Annotated in this window: 5 protein-coding genes and 1 pseudogene; all 6 read right to left on the reverse strand. The window is 73.1% G+C overall.

Annotation, left to right across the window (positions count from 1 at the left end):
• A partial coding sequence (locus ACZ3I3_RS41125) for a biotin carboxylase N-terminal domain-containing protein (protein ID WP_279617129.1) occupies positions 1-95 on the reverse strand: 95 nt, incomplete at its 3' end.
• A gap of 17 nt (positions 96-112) precedes the next feature.
• Positions 113-313, reverse strand: coding sequence for an acyl-CoA carboxylase subunit epsilon (locus ACZ3I3_RS41130; protein WP_467372996.1), 201 nt, complete (start codon positions 311-313; stop codon positions 113-115).
• A 16-nt stretch (positions 314-329) separates the two neighbouring features.
• The gene (locus ACZ3I3_RS41135; RefSeq protein ID WP_467372997.1) at positions 330-1,940 is read right to left on the reverse strand and encodes an acyl-CoA carboxylase subunit beta; all 1,611 of its coding nucleotides are present in this window, start codon (positions 1,938-1,940) and stop codon (positions 330-332) included.
• Entirely contained in the window at positions 1,937-3,370 is a 1,434-nt protein-coding gene (locus ACZ3I3_RS41140; RefSeq protein ID WP_467372998.1) for an FAD-dependent oxidoreductase, read from the reverse strand. The genes ACZ3I3_RS41135 and ACZ3I3_RS41140 overlap by 4 nt, the downstream gene beginning before the upstream one ends.
• Positions 3,371-3,468: 98 nt before the next feature.
• Positions 3,469-8,964 (reverse strand): annotated as a pseudogene (locus ACZ3I3_RS41145) (type I polyketide synthase); the annotation flags it as partial.
• Positions 8,965-9,012: 48 nt separating this feature from the next.
• On the reverse strand, positions 9,013-11,218 hold a 2,206-nt coding region (locus tag ACZ3I3_RS41150; protein ID WP_467373000.1), incomplete at its 5' end, for an acyltransferase domain-containing protein.

Raw genomic sequence — 11,218 nt, forward strand, 5'->3', positions numbered from 1 at the left:
GCGTAGACAGCAACGCTCGCGATGCCGGCATCCCGGCAGGCCCGGGCCACACGGACAGCGATTTCGCCACGGTTGGCGATGAGCACCTTGCGCACCTTGCTCCTCCGCGCACTCATGAGGCGAACTTCCAGGAAGCCGCAGGGGCCGGGTAGAGGCGACCTCCCCGGCTCCACCGCGCCTCCCGCGAAGGCGGCTTCGCCCGATCGGCGTCGGTCGGTGCATCGGGCTGCTGCCCGACCGAGAGCAGCACCGCCAGCACCGCGGCCAACTCCTCCTCATTGGGCTTCCCACGTACGACTTTCACCGCGTTCATCTCTCCGCCTTCGGTCTCACGTCGGAAGGTTGCCGTGCTTGCGCGACGGCAGGTCGGCGTGTTTCGTGCGCAGCATGGCCAGCGAACGGATCAACACGAGCCGGGTGTCCCGCGGGTCGATCACGTCGTCGACGAGACCGCGCTCCGCCGCGTAGTAAGGGTGCATGAGCTCCGTCTTGTACTCGTCAATCTTCTGGCGACGTACCGCGTCGGGGTCCTCGGCCGCGTTGATCTCGCGGCGGAAGATCACGTTGGCGGCACCCTCGGCGCCCATGACGGCGATCTCGTTGGACGGCCAGGCCAGGGCCACGTCGGTACCGATGGAGCGTGAGTCCATGACGATGTAGGCACCGCCGTAGGCCTTGCGTACCACCAGGGAGACGCGGGGGACCGTGGCGTTGCAGTACGCGTACAGGAGTTTCGCCCCGTGCCGGATGATCCCACCGTGTTCCTGGTCCACTCCGGGCAGGAAACCCGGCACGTCCACGAGCGTCACGAGAGGGATGTTGAACGAGTCACACGTGGAGACGAACCGGGCGGCCTTCTCGCTGGCGTGGATGTCGAGCACTCCGGCCAGCGAGGCCGGCTGGTTGGCCACGATGCCGACGACATGTCCGTCCAGCCGCGCCAGCGCGCAGATGATGTTGGTCGCCCACGCGGCGTGGACCTCGAAGTACTCGCCGTCATCGACGATCTCCTCGATCACGGCCCGCATGTCGTAGGCCTGGTGGGGATCGGCCGGGACCAGGTCCAGGAGCGCGTCGTTGCTCCGGTCGGACGGGTCCGCCGCCGGGACCACCGGGGCCAGCTCGCGGTTGTTCGCGGGCAACAGGGACAGCAGGTAGCGGACCTCCTCCAGACAGCTCTCCTCGTCGTCGTAGGCGAACTGCGCCACACCCGAGACGGAGGCGTGCACGTCCGCGCCGCCGAGGCCGTCCATGGTGACCGACTCGCCGGTCACCGTCTGCACCACGTCCGGGCCGGTGATGAACATCTGCGCCGTGTCCCGGACCATGAAGACGAAGTCGGTGAGGGCGGGCGAGTAGGCGGCGCCCCCCGCGCACGGTCCCAGCATCACGCTGATCTGCGGGATGACGCCGGAGTTGCGGGTGTTGCGCTGGAAGATGCCGCCGTAGCCGGCCAGGGCGGTGACGCCCTCCTGGATGCGGGCGCCGGCGCCGTCGTTCAGGCTGACCAGGGGCGCTCCCGCCGCCTCGGCGAGATCCATCAGCTTGTGGATCTTGGCCGCATGCGCCTCGCCCAGTGCGCCGCCGAAGACGCGGAAGTCGTGGGCGTAGACGAAGACCGTCCGGCCGTGCACGGTGCCCCAGCCCGTGATCACACCGTCGGACGGATAGCGTTTGTCCTCCAGTCCGAAGCCGGTGGCCCGGTGCCGGCGCAGTGTCTCGATCTCCTGGAAAGAGCCCTTGTCCAGGAGCAGTTCGACGCGCTCGTGCGCGGTCAGCTTGCCGCGGGCGTGCTGCCGCTCGGTGGCGCGCTCGTCGGGGCCCTGCCGGGCCGCCTGCTTGAGGGAGTGCAGTTCGTCGAGACGTTCCCGGGGCGTCAAGGCGGCCTCCTTGTCGGTTTGGTGTGCCGTGGCCGGCACCGGGGTGGTCGGGCGGCTCATGCCGCGCTCTCGGCGAGCAGGCGCTCGACGCGCGTCCAGTCGGCCGGCGTCGTACCGCTCGCGGCCACGTATCCGTCGGGCCGCAGCAGCACGAACCCGGGTCCGCCGCGTTCGACATGCCCGTGGCTGACGAGTCCGGGCCGCTGTTCGGCGAGGGCCAGGCCACGCAGCCGCGCCTCGCGGCTGCCGCGCGTCACCAACCGGTAGCGGTCGGCCGTGCGGGCCGAGCCGGACCAGTGGGGGGAGCGGGTGCCGGGCCGGGGCAGTCCGCGCCCGCCCGGCAACCGGGCCGCGTCGTAGTGGACACGCCAGCCCGCGAGCAGCGGGGCGAACCAACGGCGCAGCACACCCAGGGACTCCAGCGTGCTCCAAGCCGTGTTGCGCACCCGCGCGGCGGCGGGTCCCAGCGTGAACACCCGCAGGAACTGGTGGGTGTTACGGACGATCTGCTCGGCGGCGTACCGCCGCTCGCTGCCGTAGCTGTCCAGCACGGCCGGAGCGAACCTGCCCTCGATCACCCCGGCCAGCTTCCAGACCAGGTTGTGCACGTCCTGGAACCCGAGATTGAGCCCCTGACCGCCGAGCGGGGAGTGCGTGTGGGCGGCGTCGCCCACCAGGAAGACCCGGCCCTCGCGCAGCCTGGTGGCGATGCGCTCCTGGCTGCTGAAGCTGTTCACCATGTCGAGCGAGCGCACTCGCAGTCCGCCCGGACCCCGCTCGTCCAGGATCTGCTGCACCCCCTCCTCGGTGAGCGGGTGGCCGGCGGGAACCGCCGCCGAGACGCGGACCCGGTCACCCGGCATCGACGCGAAGACGACCGAACCGGACAGGCCGAGGAAGTAGTGCACCGCGTCGTCCGCCGGCCGCCCCTCGATCGTGCCCTCGGCCAGGAGGAAGTTGATCGGGACCGGGCTGCCGGCGAAGTCGATGCCGAGCTGCTCGCGGATCTGGCTGCGCACCCCATCGGCCGCGATCAGCCAGTCGGCCTCGATGCGTTCCGGGCCGTCCGGGCCGTTCGCCTCGACGGTGACCGCGTCGTCGTACGCGAGGGTCTTGGTGACCTCGACGCCACGTTCCACCCGGCCGCCGAGTTGCTGCAGACGACGCTCCAGCAACTCGCAGGTGATCTCCTGAGGGAGCATCAACGGCTCGTTCAGTGCGCCGAGCTCGATGCGCAGCGTGCGGCCGCCGGCGAGGTGGTACTCGTTGGCGCGGATCCGCAGGCCTCGTCGTTCGGCCTCCTCGAGGATCCCCAGTTCGGCGAAGACACGCAGTGTGGGCGCGTGCAGCTGTACGGCGCGTGACCCCTGGTGCGGGGTGTGCTGTGCCTCCAGGACACGGGCGGGTACGCCCCGTTGCCACAGCGCACAGGCCGCGGCCAGGCCCACGGGCCCGGCCCCCGCGATCACCACTGTCGTCCGGCCTGTCATGTTCGCTGCCTCCGTTCGCTCGTGGGACTGCTGGTCGTGCTCGTCCCGGGACTTCACGCCGGCTCTCGGGTGTCGAGGGCGGTGAGCCAGCCGGTGACGGCCTCGGCCGTCGCGGGCGCGTGCTCCTCGACCATCGAGAAGTGGTCCCCGGGAACCTCCACCACGTCGTGGTCCGGCTGCCAGGACGGTCCCGGGACGTCCGCCGTCGACAGGCCCGGCAACGGCTCGACCGGGCGGACCAGCAGCGTCGGGGTCTTCACCGGCGCGGGCCGCCACTCCTCCAACAGGCGCAGATAGCCGCCCATCGCGACGAGCGCGGCGTCGTCGACGGGCCCCAGCTCGCCGAGCCTGCGGGTCATCCCGGCGAGCAGTCGCGGGGTGGCCGCGCGCAGCGCCGCGTCGTCCGGCGCGTAGGTGTCCAGAAGGACCAGCGCCTCCGGGAACAGCCCCGAGGCCTCCAGCAGTCGGACGGTCTCATGGGCGACGATGCCTCCGGACGAGTAGCCGACCAGCACGAACGGCATGCCGTTCGCGTACCCGCTCACCGCCTCGGCCGCCGCCTCCGCCAGCGCGGCCAGGGTCGCGGGCAGCCGTTCCTCCGGCCGGAAGCCGGGCAGGTCCAGCGCCAGCACTTCCCGTTCACCGGCCAAGGGCGCGGCGAACCGGGCGTACTGATGCGCACCCGAGGTCGCCAGCACGGTCGGGAAGCACAACAGCCTGGGCCCGGCCTGACCGTCCGCGAGCCGCACCGGCCGCGGCAGGTCGCCCTGCTCCGGCACGGTGAACGACGGCCGCTGCCGGGCCGCCTCCGCCAGCCGGTCCAGCGCCGCCGTGCCGGCGTCGTCGGGCATGGCCGCCAACTCGGCGGCGAACTCGCCGGCCAGGCCGCCGCCGGCCGGCGATGGGGCCGGGTCACCGGCCAGTTCGTCGGCCAGGTGCCGGGCCAACGCCTCGGGCGAGCGCCGCTCGAGGATCACCCGGGCCGACAACCGGAGCCCGGTGGCCGCGTTCAGCCGATTGCGCAGGGCGACGGTCGTCACCGAGTCCATGCCCAGTTCGAGGAACTCCCGCCCGGCCGCCACCGCGCCGGGACCGCTGTGCCCCAGCACTGCGGCGACCTCCGCACGGACCACGTCCAGCAGCACCTCGCGCCGCCGCGCTGCCGGCAGCCCGGCCAGCCGGTCCGGCAGGCCCGACACGCCGGCCGCGGAGCCTGCGGACTCCCCGCGGGCCCGCCGGAGCTGCGGGATCTCGGCGACGAGCGGGCTGGGCCGGTCGCCGTCGAAGACCCGGGTGAACCGGCCCCAGTCGACGTCGGCCAGGACGATCGACGGCGCCGCGAAGTCCAGGGCCCGCTCGAACGCGGCGACCGCGGGTTCCGGACGCAGCAGGGGAAGCCCCCGGCGGCTCAGCCGCTCCCGGCGGGACTCCTCCAGCGCTTCGGCCTCCGCATCGGCCGGTTCGCCCTGCCACACGCCCCACGCCTGTGCCAGCGCGGGCAGGCCCAGGGAGCGGCGGTGGGCGGCGAGCGCGTCCAGATGCGCGTTCCCGGCGGCGTGGGCGGCGAGGCCGAGGCCGCCGCCGAAGGTCGCGGTCACCGAGGAGAACAGCACGAAGGCCGACAGGTCGCTGTCCGCGGTCAGTTCATGCAGGTTCCGGGCGCCGAGCACCCTGGTGCGCAGGAGACGCTCCAGATCCGCCCGGGTCAGGCTCTCCAGCGGCGTGTCCTCCAGCAGCCCGGCCGTGTGCACGACGCAGGTCAGCGGAGCGTCGTCCGTGATGCCGGCGAGCACCCGCGCAAGGGCCCGGCGGTCGGCCACGTCACAGACGGCCACCGTCACCCGGGCGCCGAGGGCGACCAGTTCGGCCTCGGTGGCGGCGATCAGTCCCGCGTCCGTGCCGGGCTCGGCGGTCAGCAGCAGCCGGGCCGCACCCTTGCCGGCGAGCAGCCGGGCGATGTGCCGTCCCGGGCCCTCGACGCCGTCCGTGACGAGCCAGGTGCCGCCCTCGCCGGGCAGCACCGGCGCGGTGGTGGGGGAGGAGGCGGGCACCAGCCTGCGCACGTACACGCCGGAGGACCGCACGGCGACCTGGTTCTCTCCGCCGGGTGCCGCGATCAGTGCGACCAGTCGCGACAGCGCCTGGTCGTCCGGCTCCTCGGGAAGGTCCACCAGACCACCCCACAGCTGCGGGGTCTCGAGCGCGGCGACCTGTCCCAGGCCCCACACCTGGGCCTGTTGCGGTGCCGCGACGGGATCGGCCGCCTCGGCCTGCACCGCGCCGCTCGTCACCGTCCACACCGGAGCCGTCACGTCCGCGTCCGACAGGGCTTGCAGCAGCACCACGGTCCGGTCGAGTCCCGCGGACACCACCGGCGGCGACGGCTCCACAGGGGAGAGCGGCAGCAGGGAGACGATGCCCGCCACGGGTGCGCCGCCCAGTGAGTCCACGGCCCGGGCGATCCCCCGGGCGAGCTCGGCACGGCTCTCCTCAGCCCCGACCGCCACGACGTCGGCGCGTGCCCCGGCGTCCCCGAGCAGCGCGGCCACCCGGGCGGCGACACCGTCGGCGGCGGGGTGCGCGGGGCGCACCACGATCCAGGAACCGGACAGGGCGGCCGGAGCGGCCCCGGTGGCCGGCCGCCACACCACCTGGTAACGCCACGAGTCCACGGCGCCCAGCTCCCTGCTGTCCCGCCGCCACGAGGACAGCGCGGGCAGCAGCTCGGCGAGCGCCGAGGTGTCCGTCAGACGCAGCGATGCCGCGAGGAGGCGCAGGTCGCCGTTCTCCACGGCCTCCCAGAACGCGGAGTCCACCGGATCGGCGGCACTCGCGCGCTCCGCGGGCGGCTCCACCCAGTAGCGCTGCCGCTGGAAGGGGTACGTGGGCAGCTCCACCACGGGGCGCCCGGTGCCGAACACCGCCTGCCAGTCGACGCGCAGCCCTCGTACATACGCCTCCGACAGCGCGGTAAGGAACCGCTTCAGTCCGCCGCTGCCGCGCCGCAGCGTGCCGGCCACGAGTGCGTCGGCGCCCGCGTCCTCGACGGTCTCCTCCACACCGAGCACCAGCACCGGGTGGGCGCTCGACTCGATGAAGACGTCGTGGCCGTCGTCCAGGAGCCTGCGCACGACGGGTTCGAAGTTCACCGGACGGCGGCAGTTCTCGAACCAGTAGTCGGCCGTCAGCTCATCGCCGCGCAACACCTCGCCGGTGACCGTCGAGTACAGGGGCACGCTGCCCTTACGGGGCCGTACGAAGGACAGCAACTCGGCGATGCGGCCGCGCAGCCGGTCCACCTGCGGGGAGTGCGAGGCGACCGTCGCCGGCACGATCCGGGCCCGGATCCCCCGGTCGGTCAGCGCCGTCACCAGGTCCTGGAGCGGCTCGGGTGCCCCGGCCACGGTCACCAGACGGGGGCTGTTGACGCCCGCCACGGCCAACTGGGCGCCGTACGGTGCCAGCCACTCCTCCGCCTCCCGCCGGGACAGCGCGACAGAGGCCACCGCGCCCCGACCCACCAACTCGTCGGCGAACAGCTGCGAGCGCAGTACCACGATCCGCGCTGCGTCCTCCAGGGTGAGCGCCCCCGAGACGCAGGCCGCCGCGATCTCGCCCTGCGAGTGGCCCACCACCGCGTCCGGCTCGACCCCGTGGTGGCGCCACAGGTGGGCGAGGGACACCATCACCGAGAACAGCACCGGCTGCACGACCTCGATGCGCTCCAGCGACGGCGCACCCGGCCGCTCCCGCAGGACGTCCTCGACCGACCAGTCGACGTCCGCCGCCCTGACGGCGGCGTCGCAGGCGCGGAGCCGCTCGGCGAACACGGGCGCGGAGTCCAGCAGTTCCACGGCCATCCCGGCCCATTGCGAGCCCTGGCCCGGAAAGACGAACACGGTCTTGCCGCGTTCCTTCGCCACCCCCGTGGCGAGCTGCGCGCTCGCCTCGCCCCGGGACAGCGCTTCCAGGCCGGCGCTCAGTTCGTCCGCGTCCGTCCCCATGACCACGGCGCGGTGGTCATGGGCCGCGCGCGTCACCACCAGCGAGTGGCCCACATCGGCGGGCGCGAGTCCCGGGTGGGCCCGCAGGTGGGCGCGCAGCCGGGCCGCCTGGGCGCGCAGTGCCGCCTCGCCGCGGGCCGAGAGCGTATAGGGAACGATCTCCGGGGTGTACGGCGAGGACTCGTCCGGCACGGGGGCGGGTGGCCCCTGTTCCAGCACGACATGGGCGTTGGTACCGCTCATCCCGAACGCCGAGACACCCGCACGGCGCGTACGCCCGGTCTCAGGCCAGGCACGTCGCTCGGTCAGCAGCTCGACCGCGCCGGAGTCCCAGTCGACGAACGGCGAGGGCTCGTCGGCGTGCAGGGTGCGGGGCAGCATCCCGTGCTCCATCGCCTTGACCATCTTGATGACGCCGACGACCCCGGCCGCCGCCAGAGTGTGCCCGATGTTCGACTTCACCGAGCCCAGCAGCAGCGGCTGTTCCGCGGCCCTGCCCTGCCCGTAGGTCGCCAGGAGGGCTTGTGCCTCGATGGGGTCGCCGAGGCGGGTGCCGGTGCCGTGGGCCTCGACGGCGTCGACGTCGGCGGGGGTGAGGCGGGCGTCGGTGAGGGCTGCCTGGATGACACGCTGCTGGGACGGACCGCTGGGCGCGGTGAGGCCGTTGCTGGCGCCGTCCTGGTTGACGGCGCTGCCCCGGAGGACCGCGAGGACGCGATGTCCGTTGCGGCGAGCGTCCGACAGCCGTTCCACCACCAGCACACCGACGCCCTCGGCGAAGCCCGTGCCGTCCGCCCCGGCGCCGAACGCCTTGCAGCGCCCGTCCGGCGAGAAGCCGCGCTGCCGGCTGAAGTCCACGAACCCGGTGGGAGTGGCCATCACCGTGACTCCGCCGGCCAACGCCAGCGAGCACTCGTCGCGGCGCAGCGCCTGGGCTGCCAGATGCAGCGCTACCAGCGAGGACGAGCAGGCGGAGTCGACGGTGACCGCGGGGCCCTCCAGCCCGAACAAGTAGGCCACCCGGCCCGACAGGACGCTCGGGGCGGATCCCGTCATCCGGTACGCCTCGATGTCCTCCGGAGCGGAGGCCAGCAGCACCTGGTAGTCGGAGGTGACACAGCCCGCGAAGACGCCCGTGTCGCTGCCCCGCAGGGTGCCCGGGTCGATCCCGGCCCGCTCCAGGGCCTCCCAGGAGGTCTCCAGGAAGAGCCGCTGCTGGGGATCCATGGCCAGTGCCTCGCGCGGAGAGATCCCGAAGAACTCCGCGTCGAACTCGGCGGCGTCGTAGAGGAAGCCGCCCCGCCGCGTGTACGACTTGCCCGGGCGGTCCGGCTCGGGGTCGTACAGGCTCTCCACGTCCCAACCGCGGTCGGAGGGGAACTCGGAGATGGCGTCGGTGCCGTTCGCCACCAGCGACCACAGGTCCTCGGGCGAGCGGACGCCGCCCGGGAGCCGGCAGCTCATGCCCACGACGGCGATCGGCTCGTGTCGTGACTCCTCGACCTCGCGCAGCCGCAGCCGGGACTCGCGCAGTTCGACCGTCACCCGCTTCAGATACTCCCGGAGTTTCGTTTCGTCAGACTCAGACATCGTGTACCTCGCTGGTTCGAGAAGAGGGTCGGTGACCGTCCGGAGGGGTCAGGACGAGCCGAGTTCGGAATCGATGAGGTCGAACAGGTCGTCGCCGTCCGCGTCCTCGAGCCGGCCTGCAAGGTCGTCGGCGGGTGCCGTGGCCGAGGTCGTGACGGCCGTGGCGTTCAGCTCGGACAGCAGCTCCCGCAGGCGGGCCGCCGCTCGTTCCCGCACACTGTCGTCGCCGGTGGCGGCCAGGGCCGCGCCGATCCGGTCGAGTTCACCGTCCACGTCGACGACGCCCGTACCGCGCGGAGTGAGCTCCTCGGCCAGATGCGCCGCCAGGGACACCGGGGTCGGATGGTCGAACACCAGCGTCGCGGGCAGCGTCAGGCCCGTCGCCGCGGCCAGCCTGTTGCGCAGGGTCACGGCGGCGAGAGAGTCAAAGCCGAGATCCTTGAGCTGGCGCCGCGGCTCCACCGCCTGCTTGCCGGTGTACTGCAGCACCTCGGCGATCTCCGCGCGCACCAGGTCCAGCAGACGGCGCTCCCGGTCTTCGGGGGAGAGGGCGGCGAGCGTGGCGGGAAGGTCCTGCCCCGGTTCCGCCGCGGCCGGGGACTCCGGTTCCGCCACGGCCGACGGCTGCGTGAGGTGCCGGCGCCGCCAAGCCGAGAGGACCGGCAGCACCTCGCCCAGCGCTTCCTCCTCGGCGCCCAGATCGGTGGCCAGCGACCGGAGGTCCTCCCGCTCGACCGCCGCCCAGAACCGGGCCTCCACCGAGTCGGGTGCCTGAGCGGCGAGCGTGCCGTCCGCCTCCATCCAGTAGCGCCTCCGCTGGAAGGGATACGTCGGCAGCTCCACCTTCCGGGCCGTCGAACCGGCGTACACCGCCTGCCAGTCGACGTCCGCGCCGCGCACGTGGGCGGTGGCGACGGCCGCGATGAACGTCTCGGCCGGCGGGCGGCCCCGGCGCAGCGCCGGCACCAGCGCGGCCGCCTCCGGCCGCTCCGCCAGGGACTCCTGCGCGAGCGCGGTGAGAACCGCGTCCGGACCGAGTTCCACGAACGTCACCGCGCCCGCCTCGACCAGCGCGGTGACGCCGTCGTGGAAGCGGACCGCCTCCCGGACGTGGCGGACCCAGTACTCCGGCGAGCACAGCTCCTCCGGGGTGGCCAGGCGGCCGTACAGGTTCGACACCACCGGTATCTGCGGTTCCATCAGGGACAGCCCGGCGACGACGGTGCGGAACTCCTCCAGCATCGGTTCCATGAGGGGGGAGTGGAAGGCGTGGCTGACCCGCAGCCGGCGGGTCTTGATGCCGCGTTCGGCCAGTTCGCCGTCCACGTCCGTGACGGCGGCCTCGGTCCCCGAGATCACCGTGGAGGCCGGCCCGTTGACGGCGGCGATGCCCACCTCGTGCTCCCGCCCGGCCAGGAGGGGCACAAGCTCCTCCTCGGAGACGAGCGCGGAGAGCATGGCACCACCGGGCGGCAGCGCCTGCATCAGCCGGCCGCGCGCGGCCACCAGGGTGCAGGCGTCCGCCAGCGACAGCACCCCCGCGACGTGCGCGGCCACCACCTCGCCGATCGAGTGACCCATCAGATGCCCGGGGCGCAGGCCCCAGGACTCGGCGAGCCTGTACAGCGCCACCTCGACCGCGAAGAGGGCGGTCTGTGTGTAGAGCGTCTCGTCGAGCAGACCGGCTTCCGCCGAGCCTTCCGCCGCGAAGATCACTTCCAGCAGCGGTCGGTCCAGATGCCGGTCGAGGACGGCGCAGACCGTGTCCAGCGTGCGCGCGAAGACGGGGTATGCCTCGTACAGTTCGCGTCCCATGCCCGGACGCTGGCTGCCCTGGCCGGTGAACAGGAACGCCGGGGCGCCACCACGCTCGGTCTGCTCACCGTGGGAGCGCACGAGGGTGGGGGCGGAGCCTCCGCCGGCCAGCGCCTCCAGACCCTGACGCAGCCCGTCCTCGTCCGTCGCCGCGATCACCGCGCGTACGCCGAGCCGTGCCCGGGTGGTCGCCAGCGAGAACCCGAGGTCATGGCCGGGCACCTCGCCGAGCAGGGCCGCGAGCCGCTCGGCCTGTGCGGCCAGGGCCGGGGACGTGTGGGCCGACAGCGGCAGGACCGTCACCGGCGGTGCGGTCGGCTCCGGTTCGGCTGCCACCGGTTCGCCGGTGGGGGGTTGTTCGAGGATGAGGTGGGCGTTGGTGCCGCTGATGCCGAAGGAGGAGATGGCTGCGCGGCGGGGGCGGCCGGTGTCGGGCCAG

It is taken from the genome of Streptomyces sp. NPDC016851, assembly GCF_055562795.1.

Coding starts and splice junctions, on each gene's coding strand:
- ACZ3I3_RS41130 (WP_467372996.1), bottom strand. CDS start 313: ATGAACGCGGTGAAAGTCGTACGTGGGAAGCCCAATGAGGAGGAGTTG.
- ACZ3I3_RS41135 (WP_467372997.1), bottom strand. CDS start 1,940: ATGAGCCGCCCGACCACCCCGGTGCCGGCCACGGCACACCAAACCGAC.
- ACZ3I3_RS41140 (WP_467372998.1), bottom strand. CDS start 3,370: ATGACAGGCCGGACGACAGTGGTGATCGCGGGGGCCGGGCCCGTGGGC.